General features: G+C 69.1%; 18 protein-coding genes, 1 tRNA gene and 3 pseudogenes. 11 read left to right on the top strand and 11 right to left on the bottom strand.

The annotated features are described in order from the left end of the window. Positions 1–62 precede the first annotated feature (62 nt). Positions 63–1,868 carry a cellulose-binding protein gene (locus BIV23_RS31065; RefSeq protein WP_245790712.1) on the bottom strand — a complete coding sequence of 602 codons (1,806 nt, stop codon included), beginning with the start codon at positions 1,866–1,868 and terminating at the stop codon, positions 63–65. Between the two features lie 611 nt (positions 1,869–2,479). Here BIV23_RS31065 and BIV23_RS31060 point away from each other — a divergent pair. The 3 genes from BIV23_RS31060 to BIV23_RS31050 all read left to right on the top strand — a co-directional run bounded on the left by BIV23_RS31060 (position 2,480) and on the right by BIV23_RS31050 (position 6,507). Next, positions 2,480–3,010, top strand: a complete 531-nt coding sequence (locus BIV23_RS31060) for a SigE family RNA polymerase sigma factor (RefSeq protein WP_071384312.1) — start codon at positions 2,480–2,482, stop codon at positions 3,008–3,010. After that, on the top strand, positions 3,007–3,792 hold the full coding sequence (locus BIV23_RS31055; RefSeq protein WP_071384311.1) for a hypothetical protein: 786 nt from the start codon (positions 3,007–3,009) through the stop codon (positions 3,790–3,792). Before BIV23_RS31060 ends, BIV23_RS31055 begins: the two co-directional genes overlap by 4 nt. Positions 3,793–4,047: 255 nt before the next feature. After that, positions 4,048–6,507, top strand: coding sequence for a non-reducing end alpha-L-arabinofuranosidase family hydrolase (locus BIV23_RS31050; protein ID WP_071384310.1), 2,460 nt, complete (start codon positions 4,048–4,050; stop codon positions 6,505–6,507). 217 nt (positions 6,508–6,724) lie between these two features. On the opposite strand, the gene BIV23_RS31045 is transcribed toward BIV23_RS31050, so the two are convergent. Then, the gene (locus tag BIV23_RS31045) at positions 6,725–8,410 is read right to left on the bottom strand and encodes an RICIN domain-containing protein (protein ID WP_071384309.1); all 1,686 of its coding nucleotides are present in this window, start codon (positions 8,408–8,410) and stop codon (positions 6,725–6,727) included. Positions 8,411–9,052: 642 nt separating this feature from the next. Here BIV23_RS31045 and BIV23_RS31040 point away from each other — a divergent pair. Further along, entirely contained in the window at positions 9,053–9,697 is a 645-nt protein-coding gene (locus tag BIV23_RS31040; protein WP_071384308.1) for a hypothetical protein, read from the top strand. 15 nt (positions 9,698–9,712) lie between these two features. Then, positions 9,713–10,282, top strand: coding sequence for a hypothetical protein (locus tag BIV23_RS50650; protein WP_071384307.1), 570 nt, complete (start codon positions 9,713–9,715; stop codon positions 10,280–10,282). 48 nt (positions 10,283–10,330) lie between these two features. Here BIV23_RS50650 and BIV23_RS31030 read toward each other — a convergent pair. Further along, a pseudogene (locus BIV23_RS31030) lies at positions 10,331–10,542 on the bottom strand (helix-turn-helix domain-containing protein); the annotation flags it as partial. Between the two features lie 431 nt (positions 10,543–10,973). Between BIV23_RS31030 and BIV23_RS31025 the strand changes: the two are divergent. Both BIV23_RS31025 and BIV23_RS50645 read left to right on the top strand, forming a co-directional pair. Further along, a complete protein-coding gene (locus tag BIV23_RS31025; RefSeq protein ID WP_071384305.1) occupies positions 10,974–12,335 on the top strand; it encodes a S53 family peptidase in 1,362 nt (453 codons plus the stop codon). 292 nt (positions 12,336–12,627) lie between these two features. Then, positions 12,628–12,795: a hypothetical protein gene (locus tag BIV23_RS50645; RefSeq protein WP_177240097.1), complete on the top strand. Its 168-nt coding sequence runs from the start codon at positions 12,628–12,630 to the stop codon at positions 12,793–12,795. A gap of 72 nt (positions 12,796–12,867) precedes the next feature. Here BIV23_RS50645 and BIV23_RS31020 read toward each other — a convergent pair whose 3' ends face one another. The 3 genes and pseudogenes from BIV23_RS31020 to BIV23_RS47115 form a co-directional block, all read right to left on the bottom strand. Next, positions 12,868–13,245 carry a hypothetical protein gene (locus BIV23_RS31020; protein ID WP_071384304.1) on the bottom strand — a complete coding sequence of 126 codons (378 nt, stop codon included), beginning with the start codon at positions 13,243–13,245 and terminating at the stop codon, positions 12,868–12,870. Between the two features lie 54 nt (positions 13,246–13,299). Next, on the bottom strand, positions 13,300–13,614 hold the full coding sequence (locus BIV23_RS52370; RefSeq protein WP_245790711.1) for a hypothetical protein: 315 nt from the start codon (positions 13,612–13,614) through the stop codon (positions 13,300–13,302). A gap of 16 nt (positions 13,615–13,630) precedes the next feature. Continuing rightward, positions 13,631–13,824, bottom strand: a pseudogene (locus tag BIV23_RS47115) (IS5/IS1182 family transposase); the annotation flags it as partial. Here BIV23_RS47115 and BIV23_RS52365 point away from each other — a divergent pair. Further along, positions 13,799–14,342: pseudogene (locus BIV23_RS52365) on the top strand (tyrosine-type recombinase/integrase); the annotation flags it as partial. The pseudogenes BIV23_RS47115 and BIV23_RS52365 overlap by 26 nt on opposite strands. Positions 14,343–14,472: 130 nt before the next feature. Here BIV23_RS52365 and BIV23_RS31015 read toward each other — a convergent pair. Beyond that, positions 14,473–14,546, bottom strand: a tRNA-Gly gene (locus tag BIV23_RS31015). A gap of 282 nt (positions 14,547–14,828) precedes the next feature. Between BIV23_RS31015 and BIV23_RS50635 the strand changes: the two genes are divergently transcribed. From BIV23_RS50635 to BIV23_RS31005, 3 genes are all read left to right on the top strand, one after another. Then, on the top strand, positions 14,829–14,990 hold the full coding sequence (locus BIV23_RS50635; protein WP_177240100.1) for a hypothetical protein: 162 nt from the start codon (positions 14,829–14,831) through the stop codon (positions 14,988–14,990). 117 nt (positions 14,991–15,107) lie between these two features. Further along, a complete protein-coding gene (dcd, locus tag BIV23_RS31010; protein ID WP_071375215.1) occupies positions 15,108–15,683 on the top strand; it encodes a dCTP deaminase in 576 nt (191 codons plus the stop codon). 13 nt (positions 15,684–15,696) lie between these two features. Beyond that, a complete protein-coding gene (locus tag BIV23_RS31005) occupies positions 15,697–16,203 on the top strand; it encodes a phosphoribosyltransferase (protein WP_071384303.1) in 507 nt (168 codons plus the stop codon). Between the two features lie 69 nt (positions 16,204–16,272). On the opposite strand, the gene BIV23_RS31000 is transcribed toward BIV23_RS31005, so the two are convergent. The 4 genes from BIV23_RS31000 to BIV23_RS30990 all read right to left on the bottom strand — a co-directional run. Then, on the bottom strand, positions 16,273–17,313 hold the full coding sequence (locus tag BIV23_RS31000; protein ID WP_177240099.1) for a Yip1 family protein: 1,041 nt from the start codon (positions 17,311–17,313) through the stop codon (positions 16,273–16,275). A gap of 427 nt (positions 17,314–17,740) precedes the next feature. Further along, on the bottom strand, positions 17,741–18,310 hold the full coding sequence (locus BIV23_RS52360; RefSeq protein WP_245790710.1) for a hypothetical protein: 570 nt from the start codon (positions 18,308–18,310) through the stop codon (positions 17,741–17,743). Between the two features lie 369 nt (positions 18,311–18,679). After that, positions 18,680–18,880 (bottom strand): helix-turn-helix domain-containing protein, encoded by a 201-nt coding sequence (locus tag BIV23_RS47105; protein WP_079173500.1) that lies wholly within the window; start codon positions 18,878–18,880, stop codon positions 18,680–18,682. A 62-nt stretch (positions 18,881–18,942) separates the two neighbouring features. Beyond that, positions 18,943–19,350, bottom strand: a 408-nt coding sequence (locus BIV23_RS30990; protein WP_177240098.1) for a transposase, incomplete at its 5' end; no start/stop codon positions are given.

The following is a 19,350-nucleotide window of genomic DNA, read 5'->3' as shown; positions in this document are numbered from 1 at the left end:
GGGGGCACGCCGTGTGTGGGTGGCGGTGCTGCCGGGCCGTCGGCCGCCGGCGCGGCGAGAGTTCAGCCGCCGTGCGTAGCCCTGCTGCGGCGTTGGCGGAGCACCAGCACGGTGCCGGCGGCGATGGCCAGCAGGCCGCCGACGGCACTGTAGGTGACAGCGTCGCTCATCCCGGTGGCTGCCAGGCCGCCGGCCGTGTTGCTCCGGTCCGGCCGGCCGACGGGTGCGCCGACTGCCGTGGCCTGTGCTCGGGTGCCGATCGTGCCGGAGGCGGAGGCAACCGGCGCAGCATCGTTCGGTGTGGCGGCGTTCGGCGTGGCGGCGTTCGGCGTGGAGGCAGGAGACGGGGTATCGGTGTGGGTGGCCGCGGACGAGGGCTTCAGCCGGAGAGTCGTGATCGAGTACGGGGGCAGCTTCTGTGCGGCCGCCGTTCCCCGCGTCGCCGTGGTCAGGGCGGTGCCGCCCTTGGTGTAGGAGACGGTCCTGACCGTTCCTGGGGCGGGGGTGTATCCGGTGTAGGAGAGCGACACCTGTGCCGCGTTCTGCGGGTTCTTGTTGATCAGCATGACGTTCAGGCCGCCGTTGCTGCTCCGTACCGCGTGCACGGCGACCGACGGGTTGGCCGAGGACGCCTTGACCATGGTGTCGCCGGGCTGGGCGAGTGCGGTCAGCGAGCGGATGCCCCAGTAGGTGGGGAAGGGCGTCTCGCGCGCCGGTTCGCAGGTCCCGCCGGAGCATCCTCCGACGGAGAGAACGCCGCCGTCCTGGTAGTCGGTCTCGCCGTTGACGGTGGTGGGCTTGCCCGGCCCGTTGTGCAGGTCCCACCAGTCGACGCCGACGGCCCCCTGTTCGAGCCAGCTCATGTACGTGTCCGGTGCGAACAGGGCGGCGGCCTGGCTGGTCTGGGCCGGTGACATGGCACTGGAGGTCTCGGTGACCGCGATCTTCACCGAGGCGGCGTGCGGGCCCGCGTACGTGTGGAGCAGCGAGCGCACCGCGGAGGTGGTGCCGGCGATCTGGGCGGGGGTCTTCAGGATGTCGGCCGTGCCGGCGCCGCTCGGGTACCAGTGGATGATCACGAAGTCGATCGACTTGCCCGCGACGGAGAGCACCGTGTGGTTCCAGTCGGCGTTGTCGCCGGCAGCTTTCACCCCGTCCGGCCAGGAGCCCGGTGTGTTGAGCACCGCTCCGATCTTCACCGTCGGGTCCACGGCCTTCATCGCCTTCGCGTAGGCGAGCAGGTTCTTCGCGTACTCCCTCGGGCTTTTGTCGGCGTGGTTGTCGACCTCCCACTTGCTGCCGTAGTACCCGTTGCCGGAGACCTCGTTGCCGATCTCCCAGTACTTGACGCCGTAGCCCTTGCTGACATTGGCGTACCTGACCCAGTCGGCGGCCTCCTGGGGCGTGCCGGAACCGTAGTTGGCGGTGATGATCGGCTGGGCGCCGACCCTCTTCGCGGTGGCCATGAAGTGGTCGAAGTCGGTGCCGGGCGCGGCCCAGCTGCCGCCGGTGACGGTGTGGGTCCTCCAGTGGTAGGCGTCCGCGACCGAGCCGCCGGGGAAGCGCAGCTGCCGGACTCCGGCGGCCTTCATCAGCGACGCCGCCGAGGGGTCGTTCATGTAGGTGTCGTAGACCGCCGTGTTGAGGCCGACGCCGGTGCTGGGCACCGTGCCCAGGGAGGTACCGGCATCCACCGTGATGTCGACGGCCGGCGCGGCGCCCGCGCTGAGCGCCAGGGCGCCGGCGCCGGCGCCGGCCACGAGTGCCGCCACCGCGCTCGCGACCATGCGGCGGCGTATGCGGCTACGGCGGTGCGTACGGCCCCGAGGCATCGGCTGCTCGGCGGTCGTCGGGTCGTCAGGTGACACGTGTGGCTCCCGATCGGAGTGCGTGGATACGGGTGGCGTGGCGCAGCTGACTGCGCTCGCCGCGGTCGGTGCACCCCCAGGTGGCCGCGCGGGGTGGAAAGGTTGCCGCCGTATCCGATGTTCTTCAGATCCCTTTCGTGCCGTGCACCGGTCACCGAGAAGTCAGCGTCGGGGCGGCAACCTTCTCGTCCCCTGCGGCAACTGGGAGCCGGAAGGCCGAGTCGACCTACCGGATGGACGGGCATGAGGGCAACGAAGCACGCCGCGCCGCAACCGTGGCGCAGGCGCGGACCGGGCACGGGCATTCCCTTGGCGCTGCTGGTGGTCGGTGGGCTGGTGTGCCGTCCCCGCCGGGAGCGGAACCGGTGTCGGGATCACCGACATCTGCGGGGAGCGGCTGACCGTCGACGGCAGCGCCGTGCGGCCGGACGTCGCGCAGCCGACCGGAGTCCGGTTCGCCCGGCATCGACCAGCCCACCGGCCGGCCTTCACCGGCCCGCAACCGAGCGCGACCGCCGTTCGAATCCCGGGCCGGGCACTGTTAGGCTGCGCCCTCGTTGTTAAACACGCAACCAATGTGCACATCCTTGCCAGGAGAGGGCGACCGGGGGATGGTCCTCGACGACGCGTCCGCGGAGTTCCACGAATTCTTCGAACGCCACTATGCCGAACTCGCCCGTCTGGCATACCTCCTGACCGGCGAGACCGACGCGGCGGACGACCTCGCGGCGGATGCCCTGGTCGCCCTGTGGCAGCGCTGGGACCGGTTGCGGCAGGCCGACCACCCGCTCGCCTACGCCCGCGGTGTGGTGGCCAACCTGGCGCGCGGACGGATCCGCAGCGCCGTGCGCGAGCGACGCCGGATCACGCTGTTCTGGTCCCGCAGCCCCCAGAAGGTGGAAGGGCCGGACATGGCGGCCGTGCTGGACGTCCGCGCGGCGCTCGCCCGGCTGCCGTTCCGCAAGCGCGCCTGCGTGGTGCTTCGGCACGCCTTCGACCTGTCGGAGAAGGACACGGCGGTGGCGCTGGGCATATCCGTCGGCACGGTGAAGAGCCAGACCTCGAAGGCAATGGCCGAGCTGGAAAGGATACTGGGGGCACGAGCGGTCGGGGACCTGGTGGCAGGGAGGAGGAACCGGTGAACGAGGAGATCGCCCGTCGGCTGCGCGAGGCCGCCGAGGCCCACCGTCCCGACCGTGCCAGGATGCTGGCCCGGGTGCAGCGCGGCATGGCCGGCCCCGCCGTCCGTCACCGCGCGCGGCCGTTCGCGAGGTCCGGGACCAGGGTCGCGCTCGCCGGGCTCGCCGTCGTCGGCATCCTGGGAACCGGCGGCCTCGCCGTCGCCGCCATCGTCGCGCACTCGTCGCCGCCGGTCACCGTGACCACGCCCGCCACCCCGTCCCCGACCGCCGGCTCCTCGCACCCGACATCGGCCCGCCCCACCCCTGCCGGGCCGGCCCCGGTCACCACCCCGGGCAGCTCGCGCCCGACTCCGGCGGCCACGAGTCCATCGCCGGCCGCCGGCGAGAGCCAGAACGGGGTGCTGTCGTCGGCCGGCTCGTTGGACGCGCGCAGCACCGTCTACTGGACGCAGAGCAACCTCGTCCTCAAGACGACCCGGCCGCTCACCTCGCTCACGATCGAGATGCGGATCGTGCAGACCGGCGGGGTGAAGAACACCGGCACCTGGCAGACCCTGCCGAGTGGTGACTTCACCGTCACCGCCCAGGAGGCGGGCGGCACGCTGGTCTACCGCTGGGTCCTCAAGCCGGGCCTGACCGTGCCGGCCGGGAGCTTCGAGTTCGCCGCCCAGTTCAACAACGGCACCGGCAAGCGCAGTGCCGCGGGCGACGGCTACAGCGTCGACGCGCAGGGTGCGGGCGGCTCCGCGTCGGTCCGGGGAGGGTTCGTCCCGACCGGGTGAGCGCCGCCGTGCGGCAAGGGGACCAGCCCCCTTGCCGCACAGCTCGATGGTCGAGCGGATCCGGTGAGGCGCCCCCGGTCGAGTACCAGCGAAGCGTAGGTGGCCTCCATGGTGGTCGGCAGGTCGCCGTGGAACTGGGTGGGGAGGGTGACGGCGGCCGTGAAGATTCTTCCCTCGGCCGCGGCAACCTTTGTGTGCGTGGCGGCAACTGGCGGGTAACCGGGGCCGGATCAAGGCCCGCTGTGCCAGAAGGACATGCCGTTGTCAGATCAGAACCGCTCTCATCGCCGCCGTCCGGCGACCCGCCGCGTGCTCGCCGCCGCCGTGGTCCTCGCCGCCGCGGGTGCCGCCGTGCCCCTGGTCGCCATGGCCGCACACACGCCGAAAGCCCGCACGCCGACCCTGGGCGGTGCAGCGGCCGGCAGTGGCCGCTACTTCGGTACGGCGGTGTCCTCGGGCAGGCTCGGGGACTCGACGTACTCCACCATTCTCGACCGGGAGTTCAACATGATCACCCCGGAGAACGAGATGAAGTGGGACACCACCGAACCCTCCCGCGGCACCTTCGACTTCGGCCCGGCCGACTCGATCGTCGGCCACGCCTCCGCGCACGGCCAGCGCATGCGCGGCCACACCCTGGTCTGGCACTCGCAGCTGCCCGCCTGGGTGAAGTCCATCACCGACGCAGGCACCCTGCGCAGTGTGATGGACAACCACATCACCACCGAGATGAGCCACTTCAAGGGCAGGATCTACGCCTGGGACGTGGTCAACGAGGCGTTCGCCGACGGCGGCAGCGGTCAGCACCGCAGCTCGGTGTTCCAGGACGTGCTGGGCAACGGCTTCATCGAGGAAGCCTTCCGCACAGCCCGGTCCGCCGATCCCTCGGCCAAGCTCTGCTACAACGACTACAACATCGAGAACTGGACCGATGCCAAGACGCAGGGCGTCTACGCGATGGTCAAGGACTTCAAGTCCCGCGGCGTGCCCATCGACTGCGTCGGTTTCCAGAGCCACTTCGGCGCAGGCGGTCCGCCGGCGAGCTTCCAGACCACTCTGTCCAAGTTCGCCGCGCTCGGCGTGGACGTCCAGATCACCGAGCTGGACATCGCCCAGGCGTCGTCGACGGCGTACGCAGGCGCTGTCCAGGCGTGCATGAACGTCGCTCGCTGCACGGGCATCACGGTGTGGGGCATCCGCGACAGCGACTCCTGGCGCACCGGTGTGAACCCGCTGCTGTTCGACGCGGGCGGCAACAAGAAGCCCGCCTACAGCGCGGTACTCACCGCCCTGGGCGGCGGCAGCGGCGGCAGTGGCGGCGGCACGCCGGACGGGGGCGGCATCACCTCCGGGGCGGTCTACACGCTCTCCGACGTGGCCGCCGGACGCGTTCTCGACGAGCCCGCGGGATACAACGGCAACGGCACCCCGCTCCAGGTGTGGGATGCCAGCGGTGCCTCCAACCAGCAGTGGCGGGCCGGCCGGAACAGCGACGGCTCCTACACGCTGACCAACGTCGCCAGCGGCCGGGTACTGGACGAGCCGGCCAACCAGACGGGCAACGGGACCAGGATGGAGGTCCGGGACTCGGGCGGCGGCGCCAACCAGCACTGGCGGGCCGCCCGGAACAGGGACGGCTCCTACACGCTGACCAACGTCGCCAGCGGCCGGGCACTGGAGATCCCCGGTGGTCGGACCGCCAACGGCACCCCCGTCCAGGTCCGGGACTCGGGCGGCGGCGCCAACCAGCACTGGAACTTCAGGCCGTCGACCCCGTCAACGCCCGCGCCGGCAGGCGGCACGTGTGCTCTTCCGTCGACGTACCGGTGGACGTCGACGGGTGCGCTGGCGCAGCCGGCGAACGGGTGGGACGCGGTGAAGGACTTCACCGACGTGGTCTACAACGGCAGGCACCTGGTCTACGCGTCGAGCGTGTCGGGATCGTCGTACGGCTCGATGATGTTCAGGCCCTTCACGAACTGGTCGGACATGGCGTCGGCCGGCCAGACCGGGATGAGCCAGTCCGCGGTGGCGCCCACGCTGTTCTACTTCGCGCCCAAGAAGATCTGGGTGCTGGCGTCCCAGTGGGGCGCGTCGGCCTTCGTCTACCGCACGTCGAGCGACCCCACCAACCCGGGCGGCTGGTCCTCGCCGCAGCCGCTGTTCACCGGAAGCATCCCCAAGACCGAATCCCCCACCGGCCCGATCGACCAGACCCTGATCGCCGACGGCCAGAACATGTACCTGTTCTTCGCCGGTGACAACGGCAAGATCTACCGGGCGAGCATGCCGATCGGGAACTTCCCCGGTAACTTCGGCTCGTCGTACACGACGGTCATGAGCGACTCGGTGAAGAACCTGTTCGAGGCACCGCAGGTCTACAAGGTCGCGGGCCGGAACCAGTACCTCATGATCGTCGAGGCCCGGGGTGCGAACGAGCAGCGCTACTTCCGCTCGTTCACCGCCACCAGCCTGAACGGTTCCTGGACCCCGCAGGCCGCCGGCGAGAGCAACCCCTTCGCGGGCAAGGCCAACAGCGGCGCCACCTGGACGGACGACATCAGCCACGGTGACCTGGTCCGCACCAACCCCGACCAGACCATGACCATCGACCCCTGCAACCTGCAGTTCCTCTACCAGGGCAAGTCCCCCACCGCGAGCGGCCCCTACGACCGACTGCCGTGGCGGCCGGGTGTCCTCACCCTGCAGCGCTGACCCGCCTGATCCCGGGCGGCAGCCCCCGGACCCGCCCGCTGACTGTTACTCACCGCCTCGAGGAACCCCATCCGTGCATCGGCTGGGGTTCCAGTCGTTCGGGGACCAGACGGAGGCCCGGCGGGGCTTGTCCGGCAGAGACCGGAGAAGTCCGCAGCCCGGCGAAGAAGACGAATGCGCCCCCATCGGGCAGATGGGGGCGCATTCGTGCCTTCGCCTACTTGAGCGCTGTGCCACCTGAGTTGTGGTAGGCGATGGTCTTGCGGATCAGGTTTCCGCCGTCGGACTCGGCCGTGGTCTGTTCCTGCTGCCCTGGACCGAAGAGCAGGCCGGCGACGTGGGCGTTCGCGACCTGGTCCATGTGTGCGAAGAACCAGTCCACCTTGTCGTCCTTGTAGTGGTTCAGGGTGTTGTTCTGTGCCATGTTACCCACGGGGATCTGCCACAGGACCACCGGCTTGCCCACGGACTCGGCCATCGTCTTGTAGAACCCGAGCGCGGCGGCGGCCTTCTGGTCGTTCCAGAAGTGGTCACTGCCGCCGTGGGCGGGCTGTGCGTACCAGCCTGCGTCGCGGTCCGACACGTCGGTGACCAGGAAGTCGGCGTTCTTCGCCCCGAGGTTCGCGTAGTCCTTGACGCATGCCTGCGTGTTGGTCTGCCAGTCGAAGCAGGAAAGGTGCAGTCCCACGGCGGTGTTCGGCGCGTACTTGTGCGCCATCGAGATCAGGCACTGGGCGAGTCCGGTGGCGCTGTTCTCCTGCGATCCGCAGTCCGTCGGATTTGCGCCCGTGACCTGTGCGGGAACCTGGTGTGGATTGCCGAGCGACCGGACGTAGCCCCAGAAGTCGGGTTCGAGGTCGATCGCGTCGTGCGACGTGCCGATCTTCTGGAGGAAGAAGCGGTAGTCGTTCAGGTACCGGGTGAGCAGGTCCGCCCTGTTGATGGCCTTGACCTCGCCCGGGCCGTCGCCCTGGCCTGCCGCATCCCCGAGGTCGCGCAACGAGTACCAGGTCCAGAGCATCTTCTGCGGGCGCGGGCTGCCCTTGTACGTCGCCTGGGCCGCCTGGGCATCCCGATAGGTCACGTAAGTGCCCGGCGCTGTGGTGCTGCCGGTCCAGCAGCCCCACCAGCTCGACCACCCGTCCTGGCAGCGCGCTGCCGAATAGTAGGCCGACGAGGGCGCGGGCTGGCTGTGCACATAGGCGTAGCGCACGTCGAACGGCGCGGCGGCCGCCGAGGCGTCGGACATCGAGCCGCCGATGAACACCGTGCTGCTGCCCATGAAACGTGTCGTCGAGCTGCCGCCACCGGCTGCGGGAGAAGACGGCGACGACGGGCGCGAGCCGCTCGGAGCCTGGCCGGTGGGAACGCTGCCGCCCGGCGCGGTGGGCGTACCGGCGCCGCCGAGACTCCCGGCCGGGACGAGTTGCCATTGCTGATCGGCGCCGCCCCGGTCGCGGTCCTGGACGACGCCGCCCCCGTCGGCCTTGGCGGCGTTGTGGACATCGACAGCCATGCCACTGAAGCGATTGACCAAACGCACGTAGCCGTCCGGCGACTTGGCCAGTTCGAACTGCTGGTTGGTGCCGTTCAGATCTTTCCACTGCACGAGGGCGGAGCCGGCGGTCTTCGACCAGCCGAGGTCGTCCAGCACCTTGCCGGAGTTCCGGTTCTGCAGCCGGTAGTACCCGTCACCCGCGTCGATGAACCGCCACTGCTGGTTCGCCCCGCCGTGGCGCGCCCACTGCACCACCGCCGCGCCGTCCTTCGTGGCGAAGGCGCGGTCGTCCAGCACCTTGCCGCTGTTGCGGTTGACCAGCACGTACCACTTCTTCAGATCCAGGGTTTTCTGCTGCGCCGAAGCCTGGCTGACCACGACAGCCGAGCCGGCCACGACCACCATGGCGAGACCCGCCCAGAGGCCCCGACGCGCGAGCAACCGACGGCCACGATGCCTCGGGCGACCACCGCGGGCGTGGCCGTCGGCACGGTGGCCGCCGGCGCGGGACGCCACCGAGGACGTGGGTGGGCCGGGGACATGTCTGTGCTCTCGTTCAAGGGGCATGTCTGTGCTCTCTTTCAGCCGTTCCATCTGACCGGACCACCCGGCCGGACAACACTGAGTGGTCCCAGAGGCCGAAAAGGTTGCCGCGAAGATCCACGGATTTCTTCGCCCCGACCGCTTCCCGCTTCCCGCTTCCCTCTGGCCGCGGATCGCGGCACGGCGAATGGTGCAGGACGGCGGAGGGCCTGGGGTCTGTCAACGTTCTGCAGGCCCGACCGAGGTCACCCACGGGGGATCCCTCGGCCAGGCCGGGCAGATCCGCGTTTGCGTCCGTGCGCCGTCCAGCGCCCTGGCCTGTCCGCCGTGGCAACACCCCGGAATGAGCCCCTCCTCTGGCCTGAATCAGTCAACCATGAGAGAGATGAGGAACATGTGCCGCTATTGGCCATATTGTCGGCACGTCTGCTGTGGGGCACCGGGTAACTGACCCGGGGTGAGATCCCGCGGCGGTTATAGGGGGAAACAGCAATGAAGCGTGCCATGTTCACGCGCGCACTCGTCGCGGTGTTTGCGGCGTCCGCGCTCACTGGTGCCGGTATCGGCACCGCCGAAGCAGTCCCGTCTGCCCATCACGTCGGACCCGCAGGGCTGCGAGTTCACGCGGGTCACACACCGCTGCACGCGCCGCCCAAGGGCGCGAAGGTCGTCAAGATGCGGGTGACCGGGGTGAACGCGAAGCTCGCGAAAGCCCATGGCTTCAAGGTCGTCACCGCACCCGACGGCAGCCAGCACACGGTACCGACGCCCAAGGCGATCAACCCCGACGGAAGTCCGTACCGCGCGAAGGTCCACCCCGACGACGTCGTCGAAGGGGACTGCGGCGACTCGTACATCTGGGTACATCCGGTCGGCGGCTACAACATGGAGATCCAGACGGGGTTCGATCTCGACGAGGACGCGGTCGCCTATCACTGGCAGGCGAGCAGGTCCGACGACTACGGTTCGGACACCTACTCGTGGGGCGGCGGGCTGGCATTCGACTCGTCCTGGGAGGGCGAGTGGGACGCGAACGCCGGCGGACCCGGCTGGGAGACCGCGGGGGTCTCCCCCTCCAGTGACGCGCTCCTGTGGGACGGCGACATCTGCTCGAGCGGCGGCCCCACCGACAGCGCAGAGATCGTCTGAGACAAAGGAAGACTCATGGGATCGGTGTCGAGCGCGCCGTGGGAAGTAGCCCTGGGGTACTCCTACCACCTGGCCGCTGCCCTGGCAGTCCGCGACGCGCTCGGCATCCGTGACCCGCTGGGCCTACCGGCCGTCGTGGCGCGGCCGAGCCTGGCCGTCGATGCAACTGTGCACAGCGACAGAGGCGTTGACGCCGAGTGGCTACGGTGGTGGGAACGCGCACTGGCAGCCTCGGAGCAGGACGAATCGGCGGTTCCGTTGTCTCCGGGCGGCCTGCTCGGCCGCATCGTCGAGGACAACCGTGATGTCGTCCGCCTGTGGAGCGCCGAACGCAAACGCGACGTCGCGAACGCAAGCCGTCCGGGGCGTGGTGCTCCGCGCATGAGGGACGCCGTGCGCGAGTACGAGAGGACCACCGGTACCCGCCTCGGCGGATTCCGGCTCAAGGTGACCGCGCTGCCCATCACCGGCACCCTGTTCCTCCCCATCAGCACAAACCGCATCCTCATCAGTGCTGAACTGCTTCGGCACCGCGAGGAATACGTCAGGCGCGTCATCGCGCATGTGACGGCGGAAGGCATCTGAATCATCCTCCCCAGCCCGGCCGCGGGCGAGCGGTCGCCGGGAGACCCCGGCACCGTACGGCCGTCCGATCAAGCCGTTCGGGTGTACCCGCAGAGCGGATTGAGCAGGCCGACGCGGTCGAGTTCGATGCGGCCGCGTTCCATCGTGGAGACCCACCCCTGCGTCGTGCCGAGGGCGGCAGCGAGGTCGGCCTGCGTCATGCCGAGACGGAGCCGTGCGCGGCGTGCGCGACGGCCGATCTCTTCGGCTTCTTCCAGCATCAGCGCGCCCCTATGGGCCCTTCCGGGGAGCGAGGAGCGCGACGGCTGCGTCGGGAGTCGAAATCCCCTGGGCGGGACAGAACCGCACCCACCCCGGCGATGACGCAAACGAACGTGCCACGCAAACACCTTCGGGCATACCTCGCCCTCGACAACCGAACGGGTTCGGACACGCTGCTTAACGCGCGTAGCGCAGGCCCGCGCGCACCGTGCACAGGGTCAAGTTTCAGCCAGTCAACATCCATCCTTCATTCACTGGTCAGTAAGCACACAACCCCTTGCGCAATGGGGCGGTCAGGATTTCGCAAGGCTCCTTGTTGTCGCGTACTCAACAAAGCGATGGTCGTCGCGGGCCGCCGCCCCCACCGGTCACCCATCGGTGGACCCCCACACCCGCACGCCTCTGTCCACCACTTCCAGGAGGCTGTACCTTGCGTACGACCACCCCCAATTCCCCCCACATACGCGGCAGATGGCGCCGCGTCGGCTCGGCAGCAGCGGCCACCGCCGCGCTCGTCATCGCCGGACTCGGCACCGCGGCCCACGCGAGCGCGGACACCGCCGGCACGAGCCACAAGGTGAGCTCCAAGGCGATCGCAGCCCAGGTCGCCAAGGCCCACGTGCAGTACACGCGGGCATGTGGCGCCACCCCGAAGAAGGGCTTCGCCGCCTGCAACGCACTCCGCGTCACCGGCGGCACCACCGCCTTCATGGAGAAGCAGGCGGCCCTGAAGGGCATCGCGCCCAAGACCATCAAGCCGAGCGCCTCCTCCGACTCGCCCACCGGATACGGCCCCTCGGACCTCCAGTCGGCCTACGGCCTGACCTCCGCCGCCTCCGCCAACGGCTCCGGCGAGACCGTCGCCATCGTCGACGCCTACGACGACCCGAACGCCGAGTCCGACCTCGCGACCTACCGCTCGCAGTACGGCCTCCCGGCCTGCACCAGCGGCAGCGGCTGCTTCAGCAAGGTCGGCCAGGACGGCTCGTCGTCCAACCTCCCCACCGCCGACAGCGGCTGGGCCGGTGAGGAGTCGCTCGACCTCGACATGGTCAGCGCGGTCTGCCCGAACTGCAACATCCTGCTCGTCGAGGCCAGCTCGGCGTCCGAAGCCGACCTCGGCACCGCGGTGAACGAGGCCGTCAAGCTCGGCGCCAAGTTCGTCTCCAACAGCTACGGCGGCGCGGAGTCCTCCTCCGACACGACGTACGACTCCTCGTACTACAACCACCCGGGCGTCGCCATCACCGCGAGCGCGGGTGACAGCGCCTACGGCGCCGAGTACCCGGCCGCCTCCCAGTACGTCACCGCCGTCGGCGGCACCGCCCTGTCCAAGGACTCCAGCAGCCGCGGCTGGAGCGAGTCCGTCTGGCACACCTCCAGCACCGAGGGCACCGGCTCCGGCTGCTCGGCCAACGACCCCAAGCCCAGCTGGCAGACCGACAGCGGCTGCTCGAACCGCATGATCGCGGATGTCTCGGCCGTGGCCGACCCCGCCACCGGCGTCTCGGTCTACGACACCTACCAGGCGAGCGGCTGGAACACCTACGGCGGCACCAGCGCCTCCTCGCCGATCATCGCCTCCGTCTACGCGCTGGCCGGCACCCCGGGCAGCGGCGACTACCCGGCCCAGTACCCGTACAACGCGGCCGGCACCTCCGCCCTCAACGACGTGACCAGCGGCAGCAACGGCACCTGCTCCACGTCGTACTTCTGCACCGCCGGGCCCGGCTACGACGGTCCGACCGGCTGGGGCACCCCCGAGGGCATCAGCGCCTTCAGCGCGAGCTGAGTGACACAAGGCTCCAACCCCGTCGGGTCACGGGGAGCCGCCAGTCTGAGGGGGACGTGGGGTCCCTTCGGCGGCACGGAGAAGGAAGACGGGTCACGGCAGCCGGCCGCGGCCCGTTTTCCCTGTTCCGCCTCGGCGCGGCTCGGCCTTGAGGGGCCCTGGCGCGTCCGACTGCCGGCTTCGGCGATGTCAGACATCCCATGCCGTAGCGGCGTCAAGCTGTGGCTGGGAGGGTTGCGTGGTGTGACCAGGCGGTGGCCTCGTCGTAGAGGGCGCGGGTCTTGAGGCATCCGTGGAGGATGCCGGCGAGACGGTTGCCGAGCTGACGCCGGGCGGCGTTGCGGTTCATACCAACGCCCGCCACCCCGGCGTACTCACCGCCTCACGCAAGGAACGCGCCCGCGTCCGCAGCGAGAAGGGCATCCGCTGGGGCGGACGCCCCCTCGACACCGCAGCCTGACCAACCGCGAACCGCAGCCCCCGAGCGCCGACGGGGGCGAGTTCAGGAGAAGGACAGCGACAGAAGGATGGCTCAGGAGGCGAACGGCTCGATCTCCCCCGCAAAGACGATGACCTGGTCGATGAGGCTCCGCCGCAGATGGACGACGTCCGTTCCCGCCAGGCGGGGACCTCCGTCCGGCGTGGTGAAGACCCACTGGTACCGGGCCCACTCGTCAGGCATGTCCACCGCCGAGCAGCGCACCATCGTGCCGGTCCCCGCCGGGTGGCGCCGGATGTCCAGCACGAACCGCTCGACCGCCGCGATTCCTTCGCTGCGACCCAACGGCCCCCAGAAGACCACGTCTGAGGTCAGAGCCTGGGAGAGCAGGGCAGTCACATAGCTGTCGTCCGAGGCGTTGAACGCGGAGATGAACGTGTCGATCGCGGAGCGTGCAATCTCTTCCTGCATGCCCCAGTAATACCAGCAGCTTCGCGTGCGCTCGTCCCGCGAGCCGCCTTCCGGTCACGGTGAACCATCCCGGTTACAGCACTCGTTGAAGGCGAGTCCTCGGAAGGCATTGCGGATATCGGTCCGCGGTCCGCGGCCGGTGATGGGGCTGTCGAGCATGTAGCGCAGGAAGGCGGTCAGGTCGTCGAGGACGGTGAAGGCGCCGACGGTACCCGCAGATGCCGCCCAGGCGGCGGGCGGAGAAGTCGCGGGCGACGCCTTTGAGGCGAATGCCGGTGGCGTCGCCGACGGCCCACACGGCGCCGGGGTAGACCTTGTCGCGGACTCCCTCGTCGAGCAGGCTTCGATACGGTCGTCGGCGTACGTCATGGAGCCTTTTCCAACGTCAGTCTGAGCTGGCGTGATGCAGGCAGAGGACGGCCTGAACGAAGCTTGTGATGCGGGTGGTCGAGCAGCGCAGCTTCCGCAAGAGCCGCCAGGACCTGAGGGTGGCGACGGCCTGTTCGCCAAGGCCCGGATCCTGGCGTGGGAGCGGTTGACCGCCTGCTGGCCTGCGGACAGGGTCGGGATCCGCTGGCGGCTCATGGTCTACCTCGGCGCGTACGGCCCGATGCGCCCGGAGGAACTGGCGGGCCTCCGCCGTCGGGATGTCGGCCTCGACAACTTGGTGATCCGGAACGAACCAACGGCAAGCGGGCTCCCGGCGAGACCAAAACCGATGCCGGTGTCCGCACTGTCGTCCTCCCGGCCTTTCTCCATAAGGACGTGAGGCGGCACCTCGACTGGTTCGCTGAGAAGGGACCGGACGGCCTTCTGTTCGTCGGTGGGCAGGGGGCGCCCTCCGCCGTACCTCCTTTGGACGGAAGTGGCGGCGGGCGTGTCCAGCCGTCGGCCTGCCGGACGGCTTCCGCTTCCACGACCTTCGTCGCACCGGGCACACGCTCTCGACCCGCTCCTGCGCCACCCTCAAGGACACGATAGTCCGCGCGGACCGGTCCTCCGAGAAAGCCGCGATGATCTACCAGCACTCCGACGACGAGCGTCAGCGCGAGGTCTCCGCCGGCCTCGACGACATGGTCCGCGCCGAACGTGCGAAGCACCACAAGGACAACCGTCCACACCACAAGCCGGAGTCTTCGGCAGGCTCATGGTGCGCTAGTGGTGCGGCACCCTACCACCGGTCTAGACAACAAAGAACCCCCGGGTCTCTGACCTGGGAGTTTCTCATGGAGCGGGTGACGAGAATCGAACTCGCGCTCTCAGCTTGGGAAGCTGATGTTCTACCATTAAACTACACCCGCGTAAGTACGGACGGGTCGGCTCGGGGAGTCGAGGTCCGGACGATGCTCACTGTACAACATCGCAGACCCCTGGTGCCCCGGCCCAGGGGTCTGAGTCTGTTTCAGGGGTGGGATCCGGCTGCGGGTGGCCGGAGTTGGGGCGTACCGTGGAGGCATGGAGGAGGGCCCGGGCGGGGCCGGAGCGCCGCCTGGAGGGTCGTCTCTTTGATCCCGTAATGTGCCTTTTGTCGTCGGGGCAGTCACGCCCGACGAGGCTCTTGGGGAAGGGACTTAAGGGACTTGATGGAACGCACCGTCGTCCGCTGTGCGGACGGGCACGTCTTCAGCGCCGCTTCGTTCCCGATGCAGCAGGCCGAGCGGCTCGGCCCCGGTCGGCTCATGAGGTGTCCCCGGTGCGGCCGGCTCCGCAGTGTGGTGCCGGTCGCTCTGGAGAAGCAGCGGTAGCGAGGGAAAGCGAAGGAAGAGGCGGGGCGCCGTCGCGGAGGCGGCGCGGGCAGTATCCCTGGCGCGCGGAGTCGTCACGATTGTCACGGCTCCGCGCGCCTTGCGTATCCTCGCTACGTGCTTCTCTCAGACAAGGACATCCGGGCCGAGATCGACGCCGGGCGGGTACGGATCGATCCCTACGACCAATCCATGGTGCAGCCGTCGAGCGTTGACGTGCGGCTGGACCGGTACTTCCGGGTGTTCGAGAACCACCGGTACCCGCACATCGACCCCTCGGTCGAGCAGCCCGACCTGACCCGGCTGGTCGAGCCGGAGGGCGACGAGCCGTTCATCCTGCACCCCGGGGAGTTCGTGCTCGCCTCGACGTACGAGGTCATCTCCCTGCCCGATGATCTCGCGTCGCGACTTGAGGGGAAGTCCTCGCTGGGGCGGCTCGGGCTGGTCACGCACTCCACCGCCGGGTTCATCGACCCCGGCTTCAGCGGTCATGTCACGCTCGAGCTCTCCAACCTCGCCACGCTGCCGATCAAGCTCTGGCCGGGGATGAAGATCGGCCAGCTGTGCATGTTCCGGCTGACCTCGCCCGCCGAGTTCCCGTACGGCAGTGAGCGCTACGGCTCCCGCTACCAGGGGCAGCGCGGGCCGACCGCCTCGCGGTCCTACGTCAATTTCCATCGGACCCAGGTGTGAGGGCAGCAGCAGCATGAGTGAGACCCAGGGCGTGCGGGAGAACCTCACGTACGAGGCGTTCGGCGACGCCGTGCGCGAGCTGGCGCAGACCATCGCCGACGACGGGTACGAGCCCGACATCGTGCTCAGCATCGCCCGGGGCGGGGTGTTCGTCGCCGGCGGGCTGGCCTACGCGCTGGACTGCAAGAACATCCACCTCGTGAACGTGGAGTTCTACACCGGGGTGGGCACCACCCTGGAGATGCCCGTCATGCTCGCGCCCGTCCCCAACGTGATCGACTTCTCCGACAAGAAGGTGCTGATCACCGACGACGTCGCGGACACCGGCAAGACGCTGAAGCTCGTGCGCGACTTCTGCCTCGACACCGTCGCCGAGGTGCGTTCCGCGGTGATCTATGAGAAGTCCCACTCCCTCGTGAAGTGCGAGTACGTGTGGAAGCGGACCGACGACTGGATCAACTTCCCGTGGAGTGTCCTCGCGCCCGTCGTGAAGCGGGCCGGACAGGTGCTCGACGCCTGAGCCCGCAGCACCAGAAGTACGGGAAAGGGCCCCGGCCATGGCGCCGGGGCCCTTTCATCTGTGCGAGGACTAGAACGTGCCCAGCTTCACGATCGACAGCAGGGCGATCAGCTGGATCGCCGACGCGCCCAGTGCCTTCGGCCAGGGCAGGTCGTGGGAGCGGGCGACCATCAGGGCCAGCAGGGCGCCCGCGCCGATCCAGGTGGCCCAGCCGAGGAGCTGGACGAAGCTCGCGTCGCCGCCGAAGAACATGGCCACGATCAGGCGGGGCGCGTCCGTGAGGGCCGTGATCAGCATGGACAGGCCGACCGTCGGCTGCCAGGCGCCGTCGCCGCCGAGCTGGCGGGCCAGGGTGTGGGTGACCACGCCCAGGACGAACAGACCCAGCACCATCACGACCGCCGTGATCAGGACGATCGGCACCGTGGTGGAGAACGGGGAGTTGATCGCGTCCTTGCGGGCGGTGTCGAAGCCGAAGACGGCGAGCAGGCCGTAGAGGAACGTCGTGATGAGCGCGGGCGCCCACATCGTGTAGTCCCGCATGCGCAGGAAGGTCTGGTTGGGGGAGGTGATGATCCCCTTCAGCAGTTCCTTCCAGTGCAGGGGCGGGCCGAGCGGGGCGGCGGGCGCGGCGGCCGAGCCGGCCTGGTAGGTCGAGCCCTGGGTGTAGCCGGCGGCCTCGTCGACCGAGAACGCCTGGGTGTGGCCCGGGTTGTCGGTCGCGTACGGATCGTGCGGCCCTCCGCGTCCGGCGCCGGGCGCGCTCTGGTAGCCGCCGTCGCCGAAGTACTCCGGGCCGTCCTCGCCCGGGCCGGGGTAACCGTAGGACGGGCCCGGGCGGCCGTACTGCTGCTGCGCCTGCGGGTACGGCGGCTGCGGTGCCGACGGGTAGCCGTACGACGGCCCCGACGGCTGCCCGTACCGCCGTCCCGGGCGGCCGTGCGGCGCCCCCTGCGGTGCCTGCGGTACCTGCTGTCCCTGGGGGGTGCGGTTGTCCCGGCCCCCGCGTCCGATCCTGAATCCAGCCACGTCGTCGAACGTACCTGGTCCCGGAGAGTGACGTGCCCGGCCCGGGCATCCGGGCCCGCCTTTGCGGCCGACCTGTGACATCCCCTAAGGGGCCGTCAGCGGGGCGGCCCCGGGGTCCCTCAGGGGTTCCCCCGGTTTTGCCCGGCCCCGGACCGTCGAGAGGGGTGCCGGCGGGGCCGAGCGGGGCGCCGCGGAGGCCGAGAAGGGCGCCCCGGCCGGGCCGGGCGGGGCGGACTGGGCCAGGATGGTGCCAGGAGCGTAGTGAAGATCATGAAGCTGTCAAGGTAAGCACATAGGCATTGACCTGCGGCGATGCGAGCCACGCGACCCGCTGATCCCCTACCAGCAGACCGGCTCAGCATCCCCGCGCACTGGACGCCAGCCCCCTTGACCTGTGGAAGTACGGCGACCTCGCGCGAGGGGGGTGATGTTGGAGGAAGGCATGGCTGGCGTGGGCACGAGAGGGGGCTCTTCGGCAGACCTACCCTTGGGAGGGGCCTGGCAGCGCTCACCACTCGAAGGTCTTCCACTCCTGTCGGGGGATGCAGCCCTCTGTCGTGTCCCAGCAACGGTCGGCCCATGCTTCGGCCACCATCACAGGGCGGCTCAGCACGAGGTCGCCAGCCCGCTGGGCCCGAAGCACCAGTCCAAGCTGGGCCGAGCACGGATCGGCGTACTGCGAGTACTGCAGGTCCCTATTGCGTGCCTCAAGGTAGTCGGTGAACTCATCCTCCAGGCGTGATGGCACCTGACCCACGAGGCCTATCCCGTCCAGGGTCACCTGTGGGCCGCGCAGCGCGTTAACTGCGATGCCTGCCAGGCCGATCGACCGGTCGTAGTACACGGTTACCGCTGGCCCGGAAAACCTGGCATCCAGTCGATCTCCCAGCCGAAAGTCAGCCCGCACTTCGTTGCCGGGAGAACCCTCCCGGAGAGCGGTCTGCAGGACGCCATCAACTGCCGCCTCTGCCTGCTCATGCGTCATGCCGAACTCCAGAGGCCCAACGCGTTCGAACGGTGCGAACACCCATGGAAGACGTTGCTTCTCGTCCAGCACTCCCCAGACGTCCGTTGCCACGATCAACCTCCGGTAGTGGAGCACAGCCTGGATGGCCAAAAGCGCAACAATACCGGCCCTGTTCGATCGGACATGTAGCGGTGCCGCCAGTCGAGGCTGGCTGGCCGGCCGGGGGATCCTCCGCCGGTTGCACGATTTCGCCGCCGTGCCGGAAGTCGCCGTGCTGCTCGCCGAACACCAGGCAGCTGATCCCGAAATGATGTCCATTTTGACCCAGACCCCCCGGGTGTCTATTTCGCGGAAACGCGCGTAACCATGGGGGCTGGGTCCACGGAGCGCCTTGGCCCAGAGATTGACCTACCCCCGTTATCCAGACATGAGAAAGACCGTCCACCACATCGGGTAGGCGGTCTCTCAAGTCGGGCCGGGTCACTCCGTGTCGGCAAGCGCCCGGTACAGCGTTGCGCGGGACACCTTAAGTGCCTTGGCAATGGCCGTGACGCTCTCTCCCTTGGCCTTGCGAGCCTTGGCCGCAGCGAGCTTGTCAGCATCCATGACAGTGGGCCGCCCACCAGTCCGACCCTGAGCCTTGGCAGCGTCCAGACCCGCTCGGGTGCGCTCAACGATCATGTCTCGGGTCACGTCCGCGGGAGTGGTGTATCGACGGCCACTCGGCGATCTCTTCTTTGAGGCTATGTGGTGAGTTCCGTCGGGAGGACGGTGTCGTCGGTTTCTGACTCGATCGGGTGGAGGTGAGCCTTGGCCAGCAGGTCGAGTCCCATGTATCGGCGGCCTTCGGTCCACTCGTCGTTCTGCTCGGCCAGGACCGCGCCGACCAGGCGGATCAGGGCAGTGCGGTCGGGGAAGATGCCGACGACGTCAGTGCGGCGTCGAATCTCCTTGTTGAGTCGTTCCTGGGGATTGTTCGACCAGATCTGCCGCCAGATCTCGCGCGGGAACGCAGTGAAGGCCAGCACGTCGCCCTGGGCGGCGTCCAAGTGGGCTGCGGCCTTGGGGAACTTGGCCTCCAGGGCATCGAGGACATGCCGCATCTGGGCCTGGACGGCGTCGGTGTCGGGCTGTTCGAAGATGGTCCGCAG

It is taken from the genome of Streptomyces monashensis, assembly GCF_001866665.1.
GTDB classification, from domain to species: Bacteria; Actinomycetota; Actinomycetes; order Streptomycetales; family Streptomycetaceae; genus Streptomyces; species Streptomyces monashensis.
This window is presented reverse-complemented; position numbering and strand designations above follow the sequence as displayed.

Coding starts and splice junctions, on each gene's coding strand:
- BIV23_RS31060 (WP_071384312.1), top strand. CDS start 2,480: ATGGTCCTCGACGACGCGTCCGCGGAGTTCCACGAATTCTTCGAACGC.
- BIV23_RS31050 (WP_071384310.1), top strand. CDS start 4,048: ATGCCGTTGTCAGATCAGAACCGCTCTCATCGCCGCCGTCCGGCGACC.
- BIV23_RS31045 (WP_071384309.1), bottom strand. CDS start 8,410: ATGGTGGTCGTGGCCGGCTCGGCTGTCGTGGTCAGCCAGGCTTCGGCG.
- BIV23_RS31040 (WP_071384308.1), top strand. CDS start 9,053: ATGTTCACGCGCGCACTCGTCGCGGTGTTTGCGGCGTCCGCGCTCACT.
- BIV23_RS50650 (WP_071384307.1), top strand. CDS start 9,713: ATGGGATCGGTGTCGAGCGCGCCGTGGGAAGTAGCCCTGGGGTACTCC.
- BIV23_RS31020 (WP_071384304.1), bottom strand. CDS start 13,245: ATGCAGGAAGAGATTGCACGCTCCGCGATCGACACGTTCATCTCCGCG.
- BIV23_RS52370 (WP_245790711.1), bottom strand. CDS start 13,614: ATGACGTACGCCGACGACCGTATCGAAGCCTGCTCGACGAGGGAGTCC.
- BIV23_RS50635 (WP_177240100.1), top strand. CDS start 14,829: ATGGAACGCACCGTCGTCCGCTGTGCGGACGGGCACGTCTTCAGCGCC.
- BIV23_RS31005 (WP_071384303.1), top strand. CDS start 15,697: ATGAGTGAGACCCAGGGCGTGCGGGAGAACCTCACGTACGAGGCGTTC.
- BIV23_RS31000 (WP_177240099.1), bottom strand. CDS start 17,313: ATGTCACAGGTCGGCCGCAAAGGCGGGCCCGGATGCCCGGGCCGGGCA.
- BIV23_RS47105 (WP_079173500.1), bottom strand. CDS start 18,880: ATGATCGTTGAGCGCACCCGAGCGGGTCTGGACGCTGCCAAGGCTCAG.